At 64.2% G+C, this 20611-nt stretch carries 19 protein-coding genes; 16 read left to right on the top strand and 3 right to left on the bottom strand.

Annotated elements, in window-relative coordinates; translation table 11 throughout:
- Positions 1-157 precede the first annotated feature (157 nt).
- From PQR54_RS12590 to PQR54_RS12615, 6 genes are all read left to right on the top strand, one after another.
- Complete coding sequence (locus tag PQR54_RS12590) at positions 158-1717, top strand: S53 family peptidase (RefSeq protein WP_408245986.1); 1560 nt, start codon at positions 158-160, stop codon at positions 1715-1717.
- A 71-nt stretch (positions 1718-1788) separates the two neighbouring features.
- A complete protein-coding gene (locus PQR54_RS12595; protein WP_408245988.1) occupies positions 1789-3462 on the top strand; it encodes a S10 family peptidase in 1674 nt (557 codons plus the stop codon).
- Between the two features lie 260 nt (positions 3463-3722).
- Positions 3723-4376, top strand: coding sequence for a hypothetical protein (locus PQR54_RS12600; RefSeq protein WP_408245990.1), 654 nt, complete (start codon positions 3723-3725; stop codon positions 4374-4376).
- Between the two features lie 135 nt (positions 4377-4511).
- Positions 4512-4862 carry a hypothetical protein gene (locus PQR54_RS12605; RefSeq protein ID WP_408245992.1) on the top strand — a complete coding sequence of 117 codons (351 nt, stop codon included), beginning with the start codon at positions 4512-4514 and terminating at the stop codon, positions 4860-4862.
- A gap of 280 nt (positions 4863-5142) precedes the next feature.
- Positions 5143-5289 (top strand): hypothetical protein, encoded by a 147-nt coding sequence (locus PQR54_RS12610; protein ID WP_408245994.1) that lies wholly within the window; start codon positions 5143-5145, stop codon positions 5287-5289.
- A 5-nt stretch (positions 5290-5294) separates the two neighbouring features.
- Positions 5295-5561, top strand: coding sequence for an RNA recognition motif domain-containing protein (locus PQR54_RS12615; protein ID WP_106286333.1), 267 nt, complete (start codon positions 5295-5297; stop codon positions 5559-5561).
- A gap of 117 nt (positions 5562-5678) precedes the next feature.
- On the opposite strand, the gene nadE is transcribed toward PQR54_RS12615, so the two are convergent.
- The gene (gene nadE, locus PQR54_RS12620) at positions 5679-6539 is read right to left on the bottom strand and encodes an NAD(+) synthase (RefSeq protein ID WP_408245996.1); all 861 of its coding nucleotides are present in this window, start codon (positions 6537-6539) and stop codon (positions 5679-5681) included.
- A gap of 330 nt (positions 6540-6869) precedes the next feature.
- On the opposite strand from nadE, the gene PQR54_RS12625 reads away from it, so the two are divergent.
- Positions 6870-7856 (top strand): L,D-transpeptidase, encoded by a 987-nt coding sequence (locus PQR54_RS12625; protein ID WP_408246081.1) that lies wholly within the window; start codon positions 6870-6872, stop codon positions 7854-7856.
- Between the two features lie 85 nt (positions 7857-7941).
- Here PQR54_RS12625 and PQR54_RS12630 read toward each other — a convergent pair whose 3' ends face one another.
- Positions 7942-8814 (bottom strand): DMT family transporter, encoded by an 873-nt coding sequence (locus PQR54_RS12630; RefSeq protein ID WP_408245998.1) that lies wholly within the window; start codon positions 8812-8814, stop codon positions 7942-7944.
- 135 nt (positions 8815-8949) lie between these two features.
- The gene (locus tag PQR54_RS12635; RefSeq protein WP_408246000.1) at positions 8950-10509 is read right to left on the bottom strand and encodes an ABC1 kinase family protein; all 1560 of its coding nucleotides are present in this window, start codon (positions 10507-10509) and stop codon (positions 8950-8952) included.
- Between the two features lie 185 nt (positions 10510-10694).
- Between PQR54_RS12635 and PQR54_RS12640 the strand changes: the two genes are divergently transcribed.
- The 9 genes from PQR54_RS12640 to PQR54_RS12680 all read left to right on the top strand — a co-directional run bounded on the left by PQR54_RS12640 (position 10695) and on the right by PQR54_RS12680 (position 20488).
- Positions 10695-11450 (top strand): DeoR/GlpR family DNA-binding transcription regulator, encoded by a 756-nt coding sequence (locus tag PQR54_RS12640; RefSeq protein ID WP_408246002.1) that lies wholly within the window; start codon positions 10695-10697, stop codon positions 11448-11450.
- Positions 11451-12210: 760 nt separating this feature from the next.
- On the top strand, positions 12211-13299 hold the full coding sequence (gene phnS, locus PQR54_RS12645) for a 2-aminoethylphosphonate ABC transporter substrate-binding protein (protein WP_408246004.1): 1089 nt from the start codon (positions 12211-12213) through the stop codon (positions 13297-13299).
- A 125-nt stretch (positions 13300-13424) separates the two neighbouring features.
- On the top strand, positions 13425-14525 hold the full coding sequence (phnT, locus tag PQR54_RS12650) for a 2-aminoethylphosphonate ABC transport system ATP-binding subunit PhnT (RefSeq protein WP_408246006.1): 1101 nt from the start codon (positions 13425-13427) through the stop codon (positions 14523-14525).
- Complete coding sequence (locus tag PQR54_RS12655) at positions 14503-15459, top strand: 2-aminoethylphosphonate ABC transporter permease subunit (RefSeq protein ID WP_408246008.1); 957 nt, start codon at positions 14503-14505, stop codon at positions 15457-15459. Before phnT ends, PQR54_RS12655 begins: the two co-directional genes overlap by 23 nt.
- Positions 15449-16312, top strand: a complete 864-nt coding sequence (phnV, locus tag PQR54_RS12660; protein ID WP_408246010.1) for a 2-aminoethylphosphonate ABC transport system, membrane component PhnV — start codon at positions 15449-15451, stop codon at positions 16310-16312. The genes PQR54_RS12655 and phnV overlap by 11 nt, the downstream gene beginning before the upstream one ends.
- Positions 16313-16394: 82 nt before the next feature.
- Complete coding sequence (locus tag PQR54_RS12665) at positions 16395-17129, top strand: phosphonate utilization associated transcriptional regulator (RefSeq protein WP_408246012.1); 735 nt, start codon at positions 16395-16397, stop codon at positions 17127-17129.
- Positions 17130-17185: 56 nt separating this feature from the next.
- On the top strand, positions 17186-18475 hold the full coding sequence (gene phnA / locus PQR54_RS12670) for a phosphonoacetate hydrolase (RefSeq protein WP_408246014.1): 1290 nt from the start codon (positions 17186-17188) through the stop codon (positions 18473-18475).
- Positions 18472-19923 (top strand): phosphonoacetaldehyde dehydrogenase, encoded by a 1452-nt coding sequence (phnY, locus tag PQR54_RS12675; protein WP_408246016.1) that lies wholly within the window; start codon positions 18472-18474, stop codon positions 19921-19923. The genes phnA and phnY overlap by 4 nt, the downstream gene beginning before the upstream one ends.
- Positions 19924-19927: 4 nt before the next feature.
- Positions 19928-20488, top strand: coding sequence for a phosphonate degradation HD-domain oxygenase (locus PQR54_RS12680; protein WP_408246018.1), 561 nt, complete (start codon positions 19928-19930; stop codon positions 20486-20488).
- Positions 20489-20611 lie beyond the last annotated feature (123 nt).

Consider the following 20611-nt stretch of genomic DNA (forward strand, 5'->3'; position numbering starts at 1 on the left):
CACGCCGGAACTGTGTTTGAATGGATTGGTCGGACCGATTGACGTCCTTGAAACAGCAAACTCGCCGCCGCCTTCAGGCGATGAGGTTGTGAAAGGCGCGTGGCGCGTGGATCCAACTCTTGGAGCCCGCCGTCACGCTAACTGGAGAGTCGACACCATGGTCAATAAGCAACCGCTGCCCGGCAGTGAGCGAACAGTGGAACAGGGTTCGAAAGTCGTGGGGCAATGCGATCCCGCGGAGCGGATCGAAGTATTCGTCATGTTGCGCCGTCAGCAGCAGGCGCAGTTCGACGCATTGATGAGCAAGATCGAAGCGGGTGATCCCAGCGTCAAGCCGCTGTCGCGCGAGACGCTCGCCAAAGACTACGGCGCCGCGCCGGACGACATCGCCAAGGTCAAGGCCTTCGCCACCGCACACGGTTTGACGGTGGTGCGCGAGGATCCGGCCGCGCGCACGGTCCTGCTGAGCGGCACGATTGCGCAGTTCCAGGACGCCTTCGCCGTCAAGCTCGAACATTACGAACACCACACGTCTGGCCAGTTCCGCGGCCGCACCGGCACGATCAGCGTGCCCGACGATCTGCACGGCGTGGTGCAGGCCGTGCTCGGCCTCGACAACCGTCCGCAGGCGCGGCCGCATTTTCGCATCCGGCCGCCGTTCCAGCCGGCTCGCGGTCATCAGGCTTCGTTTACGCCGCCGCAGCTCGCGTCGCTCTACCATTTTCCGCAAGGCGACGGCGGCGGTCAGTGCGTCGGCATCATCGAGCTGGGCGGCGGGTATAACGCCAGCGATCTCAAATCCTATTTCGCGAGCCTCGGCGTCGCCTCGCCCAAGGTAAAGTCGGTCGGCGTCGATCAGGGCAGCAACCAGCCCACCGGCGATCCGAACGGGCCGGACGGCGAAGTCACGCTCGACATTGAAATTGTCGGCGCGATCGCGCCCGGGGCGGAGATCGCGGTGTATTTCACGCAGAACAGCGACGCCGGCTTTATCGACGCGGTGAGCCGCGCGGTGCACGACACGACCAACAAGCCTTCGGTGATTTCGATCAGTTGGGGCGGCCCGGAGTCGAACTGGACCAGCCAGTCGTTGCAGGCCTTCAACAGCGTGCTGCAGTCGGCGGCAACGCTTGGCGTGACGGTCTGCGCGGCGTCGGGCGACAGTGGTTCGAGCGACGGCGCAGGCAGCGGCGATCAGGTCGACTTCCCGGCGTCGAGTCCCTATGTGCTGGCCTGCGGCGGCACGAGCCTCACCGCGTCGGGCATCTCGATCTCGCACGAGGCGGTCTGGAACGACGGCGCGCAGGGCGGTGCGACCGGTGGCGGCGTGAGCCAGGCTTTCCCTGTGCCGGTGTGGCAGAAGGGCCTGTCCGCCACGTCGACGAAAGGCGGCAAGAAAGCGCTCGGCGGGCGCGGCGTGCCGGACGTGGCGGGCGACGCTTCGCCGGTGACCGGCTACAGTGTCTTGATCGACGGCACGCAGACGGTGGTCGGCGGCACCAGCGCGGTCGCGCCGCTGTGGGCCGCGCTGATCGCGCGCATCAATGCGGCGAAAGGGCAGCCGGCCGGCTTCATCAACCCGAAGCTGTATAAGGCGACGGGCGCGTGCAACGACATCACGCAAGGCAACAACGGCAGTTTTGCGGCATCCGCGGGTTGGGATGCCTGCACGGGGCTCGGCAGTCCCAATGGTCAGAAGGTGGCGGCCGCACTATAGTCTGCAGCACGCGCCCCGAAGGAAGTCCTTCGGGGCGGCACAAAAGACGTGAACGAACCCATGGAGCGATCATGACGAATACCGAGTCAGCTTCTGTTAGTCCGCAGCCGTCGCACAATTCGCATGCTTCAGGCGCATCGGCGCCGGCACCCGCGCCCGCGCCGGCCAGCGCGCCGCACAAGGCCAAAGACCAGCCGTTCTTCGACCCGGTTGCTTACGGCAACGGGCCGGACGATTCCGTGACCGAAACCGATGAAAGCGCGGCGATCACGCATCACTCGGTCACCATCGGCGGACACAAGATCGACTACACGGCGACGGCGGGCCACCTCGTCATCGTCGACCCGAGCAGTTCAAAGCCGGAAGCCCGCATGTTCTACGTGGCGTTCACGCAGGACAATCAGAAGGAAGAAAACCGGCCGGTCACGTTCTTCTATAACGGCGGGCCTGGGTCGTCGTCGGTGTTCGTGCTGCTGGGATCGTTCGCGCCGCGCCGCATCAAGACCTCGATGCCGAGCTTCACGCCGCCCGCGCCGTATTCAATGGAAGACAACCCGGACAGCCTGCTCGACAAGAGCGACCTCGTCTTCATCAACCCGGTCGGCACCGGCTACTCGGCGGCGATCGCGCCGAAGAAGAACCGCGACTTCTGGGGCGTCGACCAGGACGCGGACTCGATCAAGCAGTTTATCAAGCGTTTTCTGACGAAGAACAACCGCTGGAATTCGCCGAAGTACCTGTTCGGCGAGTCGTACGGCACGGCGCGCAGTTGCGTGCTGGCGTACCGCCTGCATGAAGACGGCGTGGATCTGAACGGCATTACGCTGCAATCGTCGATTCTCGATTACACCCAGGCCGGCAACCCGGTCGGCGCGCTGCCCACGGCGGCGGCGGACGCGTGGTATCACAAGAAGCTCGGCATCGCGCCGCGGCCGACCGACCTCGGCACGTTCGCCGAAGAAGTCGCGCAGTTCGCGCGCACGGACTATCTGGCCGCGCTGCGTAAGTTTCCGACCACTGATTCGGCAACGGTCGAAAAGCTCAGCGAATACACGGGCATCGACAAAACGACTTTGCTCGCGTGGAGTCTGGATGTCGCCTCGTACGACAGCCGGGGCAATTCGCTGTTCCTCACCACGCTGCTGAAATCCAAGGGGCTTGCGCTCGGCGAGTACGACGGCCGTGTGACGGCGATCGGCACGGGCATTGCCGGCAAGATCGACCCGAATTCCGGCGGCAACGACCCGACCATGACGGCGGTGACCGGCGTCTACACGACGATGTGGAACGTGTATCTGAACGAGCAGCTGAAATACACGTCGAATTCGTCGTTCACCGATCTGAACGACCAGGCCTTCAAGTACTGGGACTTCAGTCACATCGATCCGACCGGCGCGCAGAAGGGCGTCGACTCGAAGGGCAACATCATTCTGTACACCGCCGGCGACCTGGCTGCCGTGATGGCCCTCAATCCCGACCTGAAGGTGCTGTCGGCCAACGGCTTCTTCGATTTCGTCACGCCGTTTTATCAGACCGTGCTCGATCTGCAGCAAATGCCGCTGCTCAGCCAGCAGGTCCGGCAGAACCTGTCGGCGCGCTTTTATCCGTCGGGGCATATGGTTTATCTCGACGGCGGATCGCGCACCGCGCTGAAGGCCGATCTCGCGAAGATGTACGACACGACGGTGTCCAACACGCAGGCGCTGTTTCGTATTCGGGCATTGCAGGCGCGTGTGCCGCAGTAGCGGCGGATTGACGCATCGCGCCGCGTCGCAGACGTGGCGCGTGCGGGATGCCCTGGCATCGCGAGGGCGACTGGCAATCAGGCGCTTGGGACTGGCGACGCGTGAACGATGGCGCCGCCGGTTTCTTCAGCCTGTGAAATCCGCTAAACGCGGCCTATGCACGGGCGCGCATAGGCAGGCTTTTTTACTTACCCATATTGAATGTGTTTTAATTAGTCTGCGAATTGAACTATTGCGTGCCGCTCCCGGCGCGCCGACGAATGAACGCAGGCATTGCAGACAGGCGTCGCACCGAGTATTCCAGCGACGCGACCAGCAGTACGTACAACACGGCTTTGCCGGCGCTCGCGCGCTGGCGCGGCGTTGCGCGTCCCCTCGGCAATACGCGGTTTGCGCTCGCGCTCGGCTTCACCGCACTGGTGATGCTACGCATGGGTGACGCTCGCGCGCAGGACGCCGGCATGCTCGACGAACGCGTCACGCAGCAATCGGTCGGCGACACGATTTGCCGTCCCGGTTACGCGGACACAGTCGCGCCGCCGTTCGACGAACTGATGGCGCACAAAGACCGCATGCTCGCCGCGCGCGGCATCGACGCGGACAACGGCGCCACCTTCGCGCTCGACCGCCGCGTGCCCATCGTGCTGGGCGGCTCGCCGGACGCGCCCGCCAATCTCGATCTTCTGCCGTGGGCAGGCCACCAGGGCGAGCGCCGCAAGGCGCGCGCGGCGGTCATGCTCAAGCGCTGCGTCTGCGAAGGCAAACTGAGCCTCGCCGAAGCGCAAGCCGCGATTATCGGCAACTGGTCGGTGGTTTATTCGGGCTTCAGTCAAACGTCTTGCGACGTCAGCCGGCTCGACGTGGCCACCGGCGGCGACAACGGTCACGGCGCCGGCCGCGACAACCCGCCATGAAGCCGGCCGCCTTGTGTGCGGCGCCTGCTTCGCGCTTGCTTCGCGCTTGCTTCCTTTACGCGCATGTAGCATCTATTCAATTGCGCGGCTTGCAACTCGCAGGTCGTGGCCCCATCTAGTTTTCGGAGAATCATCATGATCCATTCACGTCTTGCCGCCATGGCGCTTTCTATCGGCTGCGTGTTCGGCAGCACAGTCGTGTTCGCCGCCGAGCCGGTGCATTGCGGCCAGGCCGACACGCTGAAGATTCGCGGCGACGTGCCCGCGGCCATCAGCTTCGACGTCTACCGCCAGTTGCGGCCGTTGAGCGCGCAACGTGTTGCGCTGTTCCAGTCGGCCGGCGAGGTGAAGCGCCTGCCCGACGGTCTGGCCGTATGCGAAGTCGCTGACGACGGCGTCGACGATCCGTCCGCGGTGCTGGTTCAGCTGCCGCAGGGCAGGAATGCATGGTGGGTGAGCTCGGCCAACGTGCAAGCGGCGGACTGATCGCGACAACCAGTCCGCCTTTTGCGCAGGTCCCCCGCAGGATGCCGTGGCGATGCGTGTCGCGGCCCGGTTGTTGCGCTCAGCGTCCGCGTTCGGTGCGTTTGCCGGGCCTGTAGCGGGAAATGAACAGCTGTTTTGCTATTTTTGACGCCGCTTATTCAGGTACAGTGCATTAACGGCGAGATTTAAGTCCGTTTTTTTGACGACACTGTGTTGCATCGCTTTTACTGTCGACTGTGGCTATCCTGAGTACAGGACGAAACTCGCAGGGGAGAATTAAATGATCGCATTCTATTTGTCATTGGCCGCTTTGGGCGCCGCCGGCGCTGCATTGATCCGCCAACTCGCTGCCGAGCAGGCGAAACAGCGCGCCGCATTGCGCCCTGTGCGCGTGCAGTCCGCGGATCGCAACGCGCGCAGAGGGTAGACCGCATGAACCTGATCGTGCGCAATATCGCGGAATCGTGCAGCGAGCAGGAAGTGCGGGAGTTCCTCAAGCACGAACTTGGGCATTACGCGAAAAACATCGAGGTCGTCGACGCCGGCAAGCCCAGCGCGTACGCCACGGTTGAACTGGACGCCGAAGTGCCCTATGTCGGCGAAGTGATCGCGCGGCAGATTCACGGCAAGCAGTTGGGCGGGCAGACGCTGGAAGCCAGCGCCGATCTGTTCACTGACGAACCACCGGCGGCTCAGTAATCCAACGCGTTCGATTCACCCTGAACGCGGTGCGCGACAAGAGCGCTCGTAAGCCGGCAAGCCGCCGCGGCACAGTCACGGCGCATTTGGTGCGTCATCTGCACACCCATCCCTTTCTCAATCTCCGCTAGTCTGCACCGGCCAATCAAATGGCGTGTACGGCAACGCGCGCTTGTGACGCGTGACGTCGTAGAAGCGCAAGATAGTCTCGCGTGCCGCATCGCTCACGGGTTTGCGCTCCAGGAAGTCGTCGATTGCGTCGTACGGAATGCCATAAGCGTCCTCATCGGGTCGTTGCGGCCGCAACATTTCGAGGTCGGCGGTCGGCACTTTGTGCGCTAACGCTTCCGGTGCGCCCAGCGCTTTGGACACCGCGCGCACGCGACGCTTGTTGAGCCCGGTGAGCGGCAATACATCGGCGCCGCCGTCGCCGAACTTCGTGAAGAAGCCCATCACCGATTCGGCCGCGTGATCCGTGCCGATGACCACCCCGGCTCGCGCACTGGCCACCGCGTATTGCGCGATCATGCGCTGCCGCGCCTTGATATTGCCGTGCACGAAGTCCTGTTGCGATTCGTCCTTGTAGAGCAAGCCGCTTTGATCCAGCGCGGCGAGCATGGCATCGGCTGCGGGTTTGATATCGATGGTGAGATTTTCGTCCGCGCGAATGAAACGCAATGCCTGCTGCGCGTCGGCTTCGTCTTTCTGTTCACCGTAAGGCAGACGTATTGCGACGAAGTGCGCGTCGTAATGTTCGGCGCGCAATCGCTCGACCGCGAGTTGCGCGAGCCGCCCGGAAGTTGTCGAGTCGACGCCGCCGCTGATCCCGAGCACATACGTTTTCAGGCCGCTGCTACGCAGATAATTCGCGAGAAAAGTAACGCGGCGCTCGATTTCATATTCAGCATCGAACTCGGCGCTGATGTGCATTTCTTCAGAGATGCTTGCCTGGCGTGCGACTGGATCGTGTTGCGTCATGATTTCCTCTTTGCTCCTTGCGCGCTCGCGCACATGTCGAACCGTAACCGGCCCGGGTTCAATTCATCTTCGCGCCGCTTTGAATCTGCCGCACTGACCTGCAAAGATGTCCAGTTATTACAGCGGTATCAATGATTCGCCGAATCTTCATCGACAGATCGCAATGTGCTGAGTAACATCCTCGTTCTGAGAGCGCCGCATGAGCCGGCGAGCAGTCAATAATAATCAGGTTTGCTCAAACACGCGATGAACCACACCAACCGGCCTGGCCAGCCTGTAATGGACCGTCTGTCTTTCGCGTCGGTCGCTCGTCCGCGCGACGTGTCGTGTATGTCGTATCGATTTTCCGTGCGGAGTATCGCGCGCGCATTGTCTTCTTTGCGGCGTTGGGCACGTGCGTTGAGCGCCGCGTTCTGCATGGCGTCATGCGGCGCGGCGATCGCAGCTTCGGCGCCCGTCGCGGTGTCGGCGCCAAAGGCGGTGAACCGTCCGGTGGCCGCCGTCAATGCGTCGGCTGTCGCGGCGCCCGATGCCGCCGGCGTGGTCGATCCGCGTCGCGCGTTCATGCTGCGGGACGTGTTCGCGCAGAACGTCACGCGCACGCTGAAAGTGCCGGCCGCGGATCAGCGAGCCTATGCCAACCGGCTGCAAGCCGTGCTCGGCGCGCACATGCTCGGCGATCTGTCGGGCGAGTATGTCGTGCTGGTCGATCGCAATGCCAACGTGCAGGCGCTCTTTATCTATTTTCGCGCGGCGCCTGCCGACACCTGGCAGATGATCGGCGCGTCGCCGGTTTCGACCGGGCTGCCGGGCGAATACGACCACTTCATTACGCCGCTCGGCGTATTCGAGCATACGCCGGCCAACATGGATTTCCGTTCGGAAGGCACGCAGAACGAAAATCATATTCGCGGCTACGGCAAGCGTGACATGCGGATCTTCGACCTCGGCTGGGCTCAGGGCGAGCGCGGCTGGGGCAAGGGTGGTATGTCGCAGATGCGCTTCCAGATGCACGCTACCGACCCCGACCATCTCGAATCGCTGCTCGGCATGCGTCATTCGAAGGGTTGCGTGCGCATTCCCGCGTCGCTCAATTCGTTTATCGATCACTATGGCATTCTCGACGCCGAGTATGTCGCGCTCGTCGAATCGGGGAAATCGCTGTGGGTGTTGAAAAGCGATCGACAGGTGACGCCGTGGGCTGGGCGTTACATCGCCGTGGTGGATTCGGCGCGCAAGAGCCGCCCGGCGTGGGCGCCGGCGCCGGGCAGCAAGGCACGCGCCAAAGTGCCGGCCGGAGCGGACACGGCGGATTGATTCGCGGCGGGGTTCGTCGCGACTGCGCCGCGCATTGCGACCGCGCCGCGCACCAGACCCATGCCGCTAAATTTGAGCCCGCCCATCACGAGCGCGCCAGCAACACCCCCACCAACGCGACCGCAAACCCCGCAATCTGCAGCGGCACCAGCGTCTCGCCGAAGCCGACATAGCCTTCGAGCGCGGCAAGCGGCGGCGCGAGAAACATCAGCGCAGTCGCGCGCGCCGCATCGCCGCGTCTGATCATCCACACCAGCAACGTCACGCTGATGCCGGAGAGCATCACGATTCCCCACGCGAGCGATCCCCACAGCGTGGCGGACGCTATCCAGCGATGTTCACCGAGCGTGAGCACAAGCATGCCCGCCACCAGCGCGGCGCCGAAGTTCTGCACCGCGCTCGCGCTGCGGATATCGGCCTTGGCAAGCGAAGTCTTCTGGAACAGCGTGCCCGCCGTAATCGCGCCGATCGCGGCGATCGAGATCAGCACCACCAGCCAGGTGGGCGCGCTGCCGTGCGGCGTCGGCGCCGTGGCCGCCATCAGCTTCGGTTCGAGCACCAGCACGACGCCAGCGAGGCCGAGCGCCATGCCGGTCCAGCCGCGCCGCGACAAGCGCTCGCCGAAGAGCGGCGCCGCGACCGCGGCCGTCGCGAGCGGTTGCAGCGCGCCGAGCAAAGCCATCACACCGGCGCTCAAGCCTTGCGCGACGGCCCAGTAGCCCGCGCCGAGATAGACACCTTGCAGCAGCGCACCCGCTACCAGATGTTTGGCGAAGTCGCGCCCGCCCGGCCACGTAGCGCGCGCAAATAGCGCAGCCAGCGCAAATATCAGCGCCGTGCCGCCGAAGCGCGCAAGCAGGAACAGGTTGGGATCCGCGTACGGCGTGATCGCGCGGGCGACCACGAAACCGGTCGACCACAACACGACGAAAACAGCGGCGATAAAGGAAGCGAGCATCGGCAAGGGTTAAGAGAAAAGCCGCCATCTTGTCGGGAGACGCAATGCGCGTCTTGCTCGAAACTGCAATCGGCCAAACGCATTAGCAGAGTCAGAGTATGGTTTGAACCGCGAACCGATGCGAATCACCACGAATCACCACATCAACAGCACCGTCCCCGCGCCGAGCACGCCGCCGCACACCGCGCATGCCCACAGCAGCACACGCGTGCGCCGGTATTCGCGGCCGATCTCCGCCATCAGTTGCGCACTCTGCCGTGGCGTGCGCGCGCGATCGTGCTCGTGCTGCAGATAGCGAACCGCCAGTTGCGGCACGCGCGGCAGCATATGCGCGAGATGCGGCAACTCGCGTCCAATCCGTCTAAGCCAGCCGCGGTGATCGACGTCGCGCCGCGCGATATCCGCCAGCACCCCGCGCGTGATATTCCACGTATCGACGCCCGGATGCAGCGCGCGCGCCAGCATTTCCGCTTGATGAAACGAGCGCTGCGCGGTCGCGAGCCGCCCGGGCACCGCGCCCTCGAACGGCTGCACCGCATGCAGCAGATGATGAAACAGCGAACCCGCCGAACGGTCTTCCGGCTCGGCCGCGAAATGCGCTTCCGCGCGCGTGCGCAACTCGGCTTCGAGCACCTCGGCGCGCGTGTCGAGCGGCACGTGCCCGGCATCGCGATGCATTTCCGCGAGCCGCCCGTAGTCCTGGTCGAACAGCGCGGTCGCGCCGTGCACGAAGAATTCGCGCTCGCCGGTCGAGAGACTCGACATGATCGAAAATTCCGCCAGCACGAGGCGCCCCAGCGTGTCCGGTTCGATGCTCACGCGCACGCGGCGCGCGTCGAGCGTGGCGTGAAAGAAGCCGTGCTCGAAGGCCTGCTCGGTCACCACTTCGACGACATGCGCGGCGAGCGGCGCGAGTTTGATCTGATGCGCGTGCAGGCCGGGCAGATCGCTCGCCGGCAAGGTGCTGACGCGTTGCATGGTCAGCGTGTAGGCGGTGCAGAGATCCCAGATCACGTCCGGCACGACGATGCGCTTGTCGCCGTCGAAATGATGGCCGGTCTGGCTGAGATTGGCGGCTTCCGCGCGCAGATCGAAGCGGCGCAGGATGTCGTCCGTGAAGGTCTGCGCCAGCGTGCGCAGTTGCAGGCGGCGCGCGGTGCCGGAGAACTTCTCCAGCCAGCGCGCGACCCAGCGCAGCAGCGCGAGTTCGTCGCCGATCTGTTGCAACTGGTCGGCGCGCACCAGCTTGATCGCCACTTCGTGATGGCCGTTCACCGGCGCGAGCAGCCGCGCGAGATGCGTCTGTTCGGCAAAGCCGCCGCGCACCGGCACCAGATCCACGGCGCTGAACAGCGCGGCGAGCGGCCTGCCGAAAGCGCGCGCGAGCGCCTGTTCGGACTCGTGCGGCGGCAACGGGGCTTCCATGTGATCGATCGCGTCGATGGCGTCGTGCAAGGTGCCGCTCGCGAGTTCGGGCCGCTCGGCCAGCGTTTGCGCGAACCGGCCCGCCAGTGGCCCGAGTGCCGGCAGCACGCCGCTCAGGCTTTTGCCGCTACGTTCGGCCGTATGCAAGCGGCCGATCAGCTCGATCATCCAGTGCAGTTTGTGGTCTTGCGGCGCGGCAAGCCAGATCAGGCGCGCGCCGTAACGCAGCGCGTGGAACAGCAACAGTAGACGGCGAAACAGTGGCGGCATCGGCAGTTCGGTTGACGGACCACGCGGCGTCCATCTCTATCGAGGGGCATTCGCGCACGGCCAGGGCGTTCAGGTTAGCAGGTAAGCGCGGCGAGGGGAGCATCGCCGCGCCACGCGTAATACAATACCCCGGCCTTCTCCAACCGTGGCGAAACCCAAGCGTGCCGGCTTCCGGCCTTTTATAGATGCTCGCAGAACAACGTCACCAATACATCCTGGCGCAAGTCGCCAAAACCGGCGCGCTCTCGGTCGCGGAGCTGGTGCGCGAACTGAACGTGTCGCGCGAGACCATCCGTCGTGACCTGAACGCGCTGGCCGGGCGCGGCCTGCTGGTCACGACTCACGGCGGCGCGCTGTCGAGCGACCGGCGCGAGCCCGACCTCGATACACGCGAAGCCGCCAATGCCGGCGCGAAGCGCGCCATCGGCGAGCGGGCGGCGGAGTTCGTGCCGGACGGCGCGTCCCTGATCATCGATTCGGGCAGCACCACGCAGGCGGTGGCGCGGGCGTTGCTCGACCGGCATCGCTTGTCCGTGTACACGAACGACTGGCGGATCGCGCTGCTGCTCGGCCGCCGCAACGACAACCGCATCACGCTGCTGGGCGGCGAATTGTCCGATATCGAAGACGCCACCTTCGGGCTCGATACCGTCCATCAACTGACGCAGTATCACGCGGACTTCGCCTTCATCGGCGCGGGCGGGATTTCGCCGGACGGCTATCTGACCGACTACAGCCGCATGGCCGCCGAGGTGCGCAGCCGCATGATCGCCGCGGCGGACATGGTGGTGGTGGTCGCCGATCATTCAAAGTTCGGCCGTGTGACGCCGGTGCGCATCAACGGCATCGAGTCGGCGCGCTACCTGGTGACGGAGCTGGCGCCCGAGCGAGCGCTCGGCAAGGCGATCGCGGCGCATGGTCCGGAAATCCTGATCGCCTGAGCGCCGCGCAGTGACTGCCTGTGGCGGCGGGCGTACCTGCATCGAATGCCGAGCCGCTTGAACGTGCGGCCGATCCGCAGCTCGCGTGTTGCGGTCGTTCACCTCGATCGCGCCGATGCAACACAGGCGCCGCGTTGCCACTATCCCCATCCGCTGCAATATTCCGCTTGGCCGGGCACAATACGCGCCGTCGATCGGAACCAGCCCACAGGCGCGGCGCATCGGTAGCGCAAGTTCGTGGCAAAGGCGACCTTCGCCACGAACTTGCGCTACCGCGAAGCGCCACGCATACATCGTCATTTTCGCCATGTAGGATCGCGATGAGTCGGCGCACAGGCTGTGAGGTGGGGCGGACCGGTTCGGTTCCGGCCGTCGCGCGAGCCTTCGTCCTTATCTGAACGAGCGCAGTCCACACCGGGCAATCAAAAGTTCGATTTGGATATTATTGGCGAATTGTGTCATTTTTTGGAAATCGGCAGAATCGTCATGGCGTTGTCATGGAAACCTGTGATCCTTGCCGTGCCCATTCAGGCATGGCCGGCGGCGCGAGTGTCGTAGCGGGGCTGTGAGTCAGGCTGGAAAGAGGCGACAAGAGAGCAGCAAAGTTGTTGGCAATCTGCAATCCGCATGAATCTGCACGACAGCTTGATGCGGGCAACACGCAAGCGGCGCGGCGCTACCGCCGCTCAGTCACAATTCAATCACAACAGGTATCGGGATCCCCCGACCGTCTGGTTTTTTGCCTTTCGGAGAAAGCGACATGACAAAGACGAATTCCCTTCACGCCACGGCCGGCCTCGCACGCAAACTGCTGCCGGCGCTGGTCGCCGCGGCAGCATTCGGCGCCACGGCCATGCAGGCACACGCGGCCGACGCCGTGGTGCTGTACACCGCCGATGGCCTCGAGAACCTCTACAAGGACGTGCTGCCGGCCTTCGAAAAGAAGGAAGGCGTGAAGGTCAACATCGTCACGGCGGGTAGCGGCGAAGTGGTGAACCGCGCCACCATCGAAAAAGATCAGCCGAAGGCCGACGTGCTCGTCACGCTGCCGCCGTTCATCCAGCAAGCCGACCAGAGCGGCCTGCTGCAGGCTTATCAGAGCGCCAACTACAAGAACGTGCCGGCGATCGCCAAGGCGTCGAACGGTGCGTGGGCGACCTTCGTGAACAACTACTTCTCGTTCGCGATCAACCCGGAAGTCACCAAAAACCAGCCGAAGACCTTTGCCGACCTGCTGCACCCGGACTTCAGCGGCAAGGTGGCCTACTCGAACCCGGCCACGGCGGGCGACGGCATGGCGGTGATCATCCTGACCTCGTCGCTGATGGGCGAAGACAAGGCGTTCGATTATCTGAAGAAGCTCGAAAACAGCGCCAAGTTCCACACCAAGGGCACGGGCTACCTCGACGTGCTGCTCTCGCGTAACGAAATCGCGGTCGCCAACGGCGACCTGCAAATGGATCTGGACGACGCGGCCAACGGCGGCCTGTCGCTCAAGCCGATTTTCCTCTCACATGAAGGCGGCCAGCCGACCACGTTCCAGTTGCCGTATGCGATCGGCCTGATCAAGAACGGTCCGAACCAGGCGGAAGGCAAGAAGCTGATCGACTACCTGATGTCGACGGAAGTGCAGGCGAAGGTGCCGGACATCTTCGGCATTCCGGGCCGCACCGACGTGCCGCTCACCGGCAAGAACGGCGAAGCCGTCAAGAAGGCTATCGCGGGTGTGAAGCTGATTCCGGTGGACTGGAATCAGGTGATGACGAAGAAGGCCGACTGGACCACGCGCTGGAAGAACGATGTGATCGGTTCGTCGGGCAAGCAGATCGAAGTGGTCAAACCGAAGTAAGGCGCCAGTCGTAGCTTCATCGACCTCACGCGGTCATCAGGCCGCGTGACGTCGCAGAATCAGGCGGCGCCCAAGGCAAACCGGCGGCGCCGCATCAGCATTAATCAAGTTGGAGGATGAACCCGGTGAATACCGCCAGTCTTGCTCAACCAGGCGCGCTCGGCGCCGCACCGGACGCGCTCGATGCCGCGCATTCGACTACGCCGGGCGGCGTGCAGATCGATCATCTGACGGTGCGCTTCGGTTCGCGCACGGTGCTCGACGATCTGTCGTTGACCATTCAGCGCGGCGAATTGCTCACCGTGCTCGGCCGCAGCGGTTGCGGCAAGACGACGTTGTTGCGGTTCATCGCCGGGTTTATCGAAGCGGACGGGCTCGCCGGCACGCTGACCGTGGCCGGTCACGATCTCACGCACGTGCCGCCGCACAAGCGCAATCTCGGTCTGCTGTTTCAGAGCTATGCGCTGTTTCCTCATTTGTCGGTGTTCGAGAACGTGGCCTTCGGGTTGCGCGCGCGCCGCACGCCGTCCAAAGATGTCGCACGGCGCGTCGCCGACGCGCTCAAGCTCGTGCAACTCGGCGACGCCGGCCACGTGATGCCCGCGCAGTTGTCGGGCGGCATGCAGCAGCGCGTGGCGCTCGCGCGTGCGCTCGTGATCGAACCCGATGTACTGTTGCTCGACGAACCGCTTTCCGCACTCGACGCCAATCTGCGCGCGTCGGTGCGTTCCGAACTCAAGGCGCTGCACGAGCGCCTGCCGAATCTGACGATCGTCTGCGTGACGCACGATCAGGACGACGCGCTGGTGCTCTCCGACCGCACGCTGTTGATGCGCGAAGGCCGCATCGCCCAACTCGGCACGCCGCAGCAGTTGTACGACACGCCGGCCGACGGCTTCGTCGCGCGTTATCTGGGCGCGGCCAATCTGCTGCCGCCGCAGGTCGCATTCAGCATGGACGACGCACGCTACAACGAGCGCGATCGCGTGGCCTGTCTGCGTCCGGAGGCGTTGCGTGTCGTGCCGCTCGGCGAAGGGCAGTTGCACGGCGCGATCACCTCGGTCGAATGGTATGGCGCGGTTTTGTCGGTATCCGTCGCGCTGGACGCCATGCCCAACGAGCCGGTGCTCGTCACCATGCAGCGCGGCCACGGCATGATGCCGGAGAAAGGCGCGCGTATTTCCCTGCGTTACGAGGCTGACGATGTCGTCCTTATCAACCCCTGATACGCCGAACCCGCTCGGCTCGGCCGCCGCCGATGCCGCAGCCGACGTGCGCCGCAGCGCCAGCGCCGCTTCGCACACGGCCGCGGTGAAGCGCCGCGAACGCGCCGCGCAATGGCATCTGCTGTTCATCCTGGTGGTGGTGCTCGGGCCGCTGGTCGTCTATCCGCTCGTGCGTCTCGTGCTGCTGAGTCTGACCGGGCCACATGGCTTGAGCCTGCACGCTTACTCGGCGTTCTTCAGTAACCCGGAAACGAGCGGCGTGATCGGCACGACGTTGTGGATTCTGTTCGCCAGCGCCGGGCTCGCGTCGCTGCTCGGCGTCGCGCTGGCATCGCTCCTGTTCTTCAAGCCGTTTCCCGGCGCGCGGATGATCACGCGCTTTCTCGAACTGTTCGTCGCGTTCCCATCGTTTCTGGTCGCCTTCACGCTGATCTTTCTGTACGGCTCGCAGGGCTCCGTCAGCATCGGCTTGCAGCGGCTCTTTCATCTGCAGAACCCGCCGCTCGATTTCCTGTTCGGCGTGGGCGGCGTGATTCTCGCAGAAGTGGTGTTCTACGCGCCGTTCGTCGTGCGTCCTACGCTGGCTTCGTTCGCCACGCTCGACATGCGTCTGATCGAAGCCGCCCGCAGCCTCGGCGCGAGCGGGTGGATGGTCGCGTTCAAGGTGATCCTGCCGCTCGCGTGGCCGGGCATCGCCGCCGGCACGATCCTGTGCTTTCTGCTGACGCTCAATGAGTTCGGCATTCTGCTCGTGCTCGGTAGCGCGCATCTGATCACGCTGCCGGTGGCGATCTACAGTTCCGCCACCGTCGATCTCGATCTGCCTACCGCCGCCGCCGGCGCGGTCGTGATGCTGATCATGTCTTTGTCGCTGTACGCGTTGTACCGCCAGGTCAACCGTCGCAAGGTGAAGGGAGCGGGCCATGGCCGTTGAACTCGACCCGACCGTTTTGCCGGTCATGCACAAGAAAGCGCGGCCGGTGCGCCGCAGTCTGGTGGTGCGCATGCTCGGCGGCCTGTTTCTCGGCTTTGCCGCGTTGCTGTGCTTCTGGCTGTTCGTGTTGCCGGTGCTGGTCGTCGCGCTGTCGAGCGTGGCCGCGCACTGGTCCGGCACGATCCTGCCCGATGGCTTCAGCATGCGCTGGTTCGAGCGTCTCGGTTCGAGCGACTTCGACGCCATCACCACGAGCCTCGAAATCGGTATCGGCGTCGCGGTGCTCGGCACGATTCTCGGCCTGTGGCTCGCGCTGGCGCTCGAAGGGCGCGACCGCCGTGGCCTCGGCGCGATCGTCGATACCATCGCGATGATGCCCAACGGCGTGCCGAGCGTAGTGCTCGGGCTCGCGGTGCTGATCGCATATCACAAGCGGCCGTTCGACCTGTCGAGCTCCGCGGCGATCGTCGTGTTCGTGCAGCTCGCGCTGGTGTTGCCGTTCTGCTACCGCTGCGCGGCCGCCGCGTTGCGCCCGGAACTGACAGTTCTGCGCGAAGCCGCGGCAAGCCTCGGTGCGCCGCCTTCGATGGTGCTGCGCCGTGTCGTGCTGCCGCAACTGGTGCCGGCGATCCGCGCGAGTCTCGCGCTCGGCTTCGCGCTCTCGCTCGGCGAACTCGGCGCCACGCTGACCGTGTATCCGCCCGGATTCGCGACGGTGCCGATCGTGGTCGTCGGCCAGGTGGAGCGCGGTTATTACCTGCCGGCCTCCGCGCTGTCGCTGATTCTTCTGCTGGTCTCGCTCGCTGCGCTGCTGCTGATCGCGGCGCGCGTTCCGCGCCGTCGGGTCGACTGACGCCCGAACCCTGATAGTTGTGTTTGCGCGCCATGACGGCGCGCAAGCTCATACACATATCGATGTGGCGAAATTTGTCAAAATGACCGAATATATGCAAACTGCTTCTGTCGATCCGATTGAGGTTGTGCGCAGGCATTCGCTCACGACGCTGGTTCGCGACGAGATCGAACGGCACATCATCGAGGGGGCGCTCGCGCCCGGCGACAAGCTCAACGAAGCCGACTGGGCCACGCGTCTGCAGGTGTCGCGCGGTCCGGTGCGCGAGGCGTTTCGCGCGCTGGAGCAGGCCGGCCTCGTGCGTACCGAGAAGAATCGCGGCGTGTTCGTGCGGACGGTATCGCTGGCCGAAGCCGATGAGATTTACGCGGTGCGCGCGGTGCTCGAAGAGGCGGCGTGCCGGATGCTGGCGGCGAGTATCGATGCCCGCAAGCTCGCGGTGTTGCGCGACTGGCTCGACGCGATGCGCGCGGCGCTCGACGACCAGGATCACGATGCTTATGCACGCGCGAATGTGGCGTTTCACGATGCGTTGGTGGCGGCGTCGGGCAATTCGAAGCTGTATGAAACGTACCGGCGGCTGGTGTGCGAATTGAGTCTGTTTCGACGTGCCGCGCTGGTGGTGCATGCCGATGCAATGGAGCGCTCGCTTGCCGAGCATCGCGCGATCTTGAAGGCGCTGGCTTCGCGCGACGCCGAGCATGCCGCGGCGCTGATGCATGCGCATGTGAACGGCGGCTTGCAGCGCGCTCACGCGGCGTGCGAACCGGCGGGGCCCTTGGACGTGGTGCGGATGCCAGCGGCATCGAACGATTGAGATGGTTGCAGCGAACTGACTACAACGCGCGTGCCCGGCACGCATGGAAGGTAACGATGGCAAACACGAGCACGATCACCAGCACAAGCGAACGCACGATCGAAGTCAACGGCCGCAGCTACCGGCTGCCCTCGCAACCGACGGTGGTGGTGTGCGTCGACGGCTGCGAATTCGATTATCTCGAAGCGGCGGTCGCGGCGGGCGTCGCGCCGTTCATCGGCAAGATGCTCAAGGGCGGCGGCGCCTTCAAGGGCGACTGCGTGATCCCGTCGTTCACCAACCCGAACAATCTGTCGATCGTGTGCGGCGTGCCGCCATCGGTGCACGGGATCTGCGGCAACTACTTCTGGGACCCGGACGCGAACGGCGGCGAGGGCGCGGAAGTGATGATGAACGACCCCGCTTATCTGCGCGCGGGCACCTTGCTTGCCGCTGCCGCCGAAGCGGGCGCGGCGGTCGCCGTGGTCACCGCGAAAGACAAGTTGCGCCGGCTGCTCGGCTGGCAGTTGAAAGGCATCTGCTTCTCGGCGGAGAAAGCCGACACGGTGACGCTCGAAGAAAACGGCATCGGCGAAGTGCTCGATCTGGTCGGCTTGCCGGTGCCCGATGTGTATAGCGCCGGGCTGTCCGAATTCGTCTTCGCCGCAGGCGTGCGGCTCGCGCAAACGCGCAAGCTCGACCTGATGTATCTATCCACCACCGACTACATCCAGCACAAATGGGCGCCCGGCACCGAGGGCGCGAACGCCTTCTACGCGATGATGGACGGCTACCTTGCGAAGCTCGACGCGCTCGGCTGGGTGATCGGCCTGACCGCCGATCACGGTATGAACGCCAAGCACGATCCGCAGACCGGCGAGCCGAACGTGATCTATCTGCAGGACGTGCTCGACGACTGGCTCGGCGCCGGCCGCTCGCGCGTCATTCTGCCGATCACGGATCCGTATGTGGTGCATCACGGCGCGCTCGGCTCTTTCGCGACGATTTATCTGCCACGCGATGTCAGCGTTGCGCAGGTGATCGAGCGGATCGGCGGCTTGCAGGGGATCGATACCGTGCTCGACAACGCGGCGGCCTGCGAGCGCTTCGAGCTGCCAAACGACCGCGTCGGCGATATCGTCGTGGTCAGCACGAAGCATGTCGTGCTCGGCACGCGGCGCGCTGAACATGATCTGTCCGGACTCACGGTGCCGTTGCGCTCGCATGGCGGGATTTCCGAGCAGGAAGTGCCGCTGTTGTTCAACCGGCGTGTCGAAGCGTTGCCGTCCAGCGGTGGCGATGGCGGCAAGAGACTGCGCAACTTCGATATCTTCGACATCGCCTTGAATCGCGTGTCGTCATCATGAATGCTGTGCTGCGGGACCATCCGGCTTTTCGGGCGGAAGCGCTGCGGCTCGAAGGCGAGCGCGTGACGCGCTCGCGCACGCTCGACGTGTTCGATCCTTACACGGGAACGCGCGTGGGCACGGTCCCGTTGGCAAGCGTCGACGACGTGCGCGCCGCGTTCGAATACGCCGCGGCCTATGAAGCGAAGCTCACGCGTTACGAACGCTCGCAGATTCTGGAGCGCGCGGCTTCGCTCATGCGGGAGCGGACCGAAGAGGCGTCGGATCTGATTTCGCTCGAGTCGGGGTTGTCGAAGCAGGACTCGCGCTATGAGATCGGCCGCGTCGCCGATGTGTTCAAGTTTGCGTCGATCGAAGCATTGCGCGACGACGGGCAGAGCTTTTCCTGCGATCTGACGCCGCATGGCAAGAAGCGTCGTGTGTTTTCGCAGCGCGAGCCGCTGGCGGGCGTGATCGTCGCGATTACGCCGTTCAACCATCCGATGAACCAGGTCGCGCACAAGATCGCGCCGGCCATCGCGACGAACAATCGCGTGGTGCTGAAGCCGTCGGAAAAGGTGCCGCTGTCGGCGCTTTATCTCGCCGACGTGCTGTACGAAGCCGGCTTGCCCGCGCCGATGTTGCAGGTGCTGACCGGCGATCCGCGCGAAATCGCCGATGAACTGATCACACATCCGTTGGCGGAGCTCGTCACGTTCACGGGCGGCGTGGCGATCGGCAAATACATTGCGGGCAAGGCGGCGTACCGGCGCGTGGTGCTGGAACTGGGCGGCAACGATCCGCTGATCGTGCTCGACGACGCCGATCTCGACCGCGCGGCGACGCTCGCCGTGCAAGGCTCGTATAAGAACTCCGGGCAGCGCTGCACCGCGGTCAAGCGGATGCTGGTGCAAAAAAGCGTGGCCGCGGATTTCACCGATCTGGTCGTCGAGAAGACGCGCGCCTGGTCTTTCGGCGACCCGTTCGATGCTTCGAACCAGATGGGCACCGTGATCGACGTCGCCGCTGCGCAGCTTTTCGAGGCGCGTGTGAACGAGGCGGTGGCGAGCGGGGCGCGTCTGCTCGTGGGCAATCAGCGCAAGGGCGCACTGTATGCGCCGACGGTGCTGGACGGCGTCGATCCGTCGATGACATTGGTGCGCGAGGAAACCTTCGGACCGGTGTCGCCGATCATCACCTTCGACACAATCGACGACGCCATTCGCATTAGCAATGGCACGGCGTTCGGGTTGTCGTCGGGCGTGTGCACGAACCGGCAGGATGCGATCACGCGCTTCATCAACGAATTGCGCGTGGGGACCGTCAACGTGTGGGAAGTGCCCGGCTATCGGATCGAGTTGACGCCATTCGGCGGCATTAAAGACTCCGGGCTCGGCTATAAGGAAGGCGTTCAGGAAGCCATGAAGAGCTTCACCAATCTGAAGACCTTTTCATTACCGTGGGAGTGAGAGCGTGGCATTGAGTCTTAGTGATATCCGCTCGCTGTTTGAGCAATACGGCCAGTTGGCTTACAGCGGCGAGCCGGTGACGCAACTTGAGCATGCGTTGCAGAGCGGCTTGTTGGCGGAAGAGGCCGGCGCTGACGAGGAACTGGTTGCCGCGGCGTTTCTGCACGACCTCGGCCACCTGCTCAATTTGCAGGGCGAGACGCCGACGGAGCGGGGCATCGACGATCTGCATCAGTATTTCGCGCTGCCGTTCTTGCGGCCGGTGTTATCGAACGCGGTGGTGGAGCCGATCCGTTTGCACGTCGACGCCAAGCGCTGCCTGTGCGCCATCGACGACACGTATTTCGGCCAGCTTTCCGCCGATTCCGTGCGGAGCCTGGAATTGCAGGGTGGCATCTTCAGTAAGGAGGAAGCTGAGGCGTTCCTGCAAAAGCCCTACGCGGAAGACGCATTGCGTCTGCGCAGATGGGACGATCTTGCCAAGGAAGAGAATCGTGCTACGCCGGATCTCGATCACTATTTAGGTGTCGTCGAACGGGTGATGCTTAAGCACGCGGCTGTGTGATTGTGCTTTCGGGGCTGTTAGTTGTAACGCGGTGTTTCGGTCCCGTTTTCGGTTCTTTTTGCGCTCGCTGGTCGCCCGCTTTTCTCGTCGTCCTCGCGCCGTTTCTGGCGCAATCCATGCCTA

Origin of the sequence: Paraburkholderia phytofirmans (assembly GCF_046028095.1) — a bacterium.
Classification (GTDB): Bacteria; Pseudomonadota; Gammaproteobacteria; order Burkholderiales; family Burkholderiaceae; genus Paraburkholderia; species Paraburkholderia phytofirmans_A.

Bases quoted from the DNA above. Each gene is read 5' to 3' on its own strand.
- PQR54_RS12590 (WP_408245986.1), top strand. From the start codon at position 158: ATGGTCAATAAGCAACCGCTGCCCGGCAGTGAGCGAACAGTGGAACAG.
- PQR54_RS12595 (WP_408245988.1), top strand. From the start codon at position 1,789: ATGACGAATACCGAGTCAGCTTCTGTTAGTCCGCAGCCGTCGCACAAT.
- PQR54_RS12600 (WP_408245990.1), top strand. From the start codon at position 3,723: ATGAACGCAGGCATTGCAGACAGGCGTCGCACCGAGTATTCCAGCGAC.
- PQR54_RS12605 (WP_408245992.1), top strand. From the start codon at position 4,512: ATGATCCATTCACGTCTTGCCGCCATGGCGCTTTCTATCGGCTGCGTG.
- PQR54_RS12610 (WP_408245994.1), top strand. From the start codon at position 5,143: ATGATCGCATTCTATTTGTCATTGGCCGCTTTGGGCGCCGCCGGCGCT.
- PQR54_RS12615 (WP_106286333.1), top strand. From the start codon at position 5,295: ATGAACCTGATCGTGCGCAATATCGCGGAATCGTGCAGCGAGCAGGAA.
- nadE (WP_408245996.1), bottom strand. From the start codon at position 6,539: ATGACGCAACACGATCCAGTCGCACGCCAGGCAAGCATCTCTGAAGAA.
- PQR54_RS12625 (WP_408246081.1), top strand. From the start codon at position 6,870: ATGTCGTATCGATTTTCCGTGCGGAGTATCGCGCGCGCATTGTCTTCT.
- PQR54_RS12630 (WP_408245998.1), bottom strand. From the start codon at position 8,814: ATGCTCGCTTCCTTTATCGCCGCTGTTTTCGTCGTGTTGTGGTCGACC.
- PQR54_RS12635 (WP_408246000.1), bottom strand. From the start codon at position 10,509: ATGCCGCCACTGTTTCGCCGTCTACTGTTGCTGTTCCACGCGCTGCGT.
- PQR54_RS12640 (WP_408246002.1), top strand. From the start codon at position 10,695: ATGCTCGCAGAACAACGTCACCAATACATCCTGGCGCAAGTCGCCAAA.
- phnS (WP_408246004.1), top strand. From the start codon at position 12,211: ATGACAAAGACGAATTCCCTTCACGCCACGGCCGGCCTCGCACGCAAA.
- PQR54_RS12655 (WP_408246008.1), top strand. From the start codon at position 14,503: ATGTCGTCCTTATCAACCCCTGATACGCCGAACCCGCTCGGCTCGGCC.
- phnV (WP_408246010.1), top strand. From the start codon at position 15,449: ATGGCCGTTGAACTCGACCCGACCGTTTTGCCGGTCATGCACAAGAAA.
- PQR54_RS12665 (WP_408246012.1), top strand. From the start codon at position 16,395: ATGACCGAATATATGCAAACTGCTTCTGTCGATCCGATTGAGGTTGTG.
- phnA (WP_408246014.1), top strand. From the start codon at position 17,186: ATGGCAAACACGAGCACGATCACCAGCACAAGCGAACGCACGATCGAA.
- phnY (WP_408246016.1), top strand. From the start codon at position 18,472: ATGAATGCTGTGCTGCGGGACCATCCGGCTTTTCGGGCGGAAGCGCTG.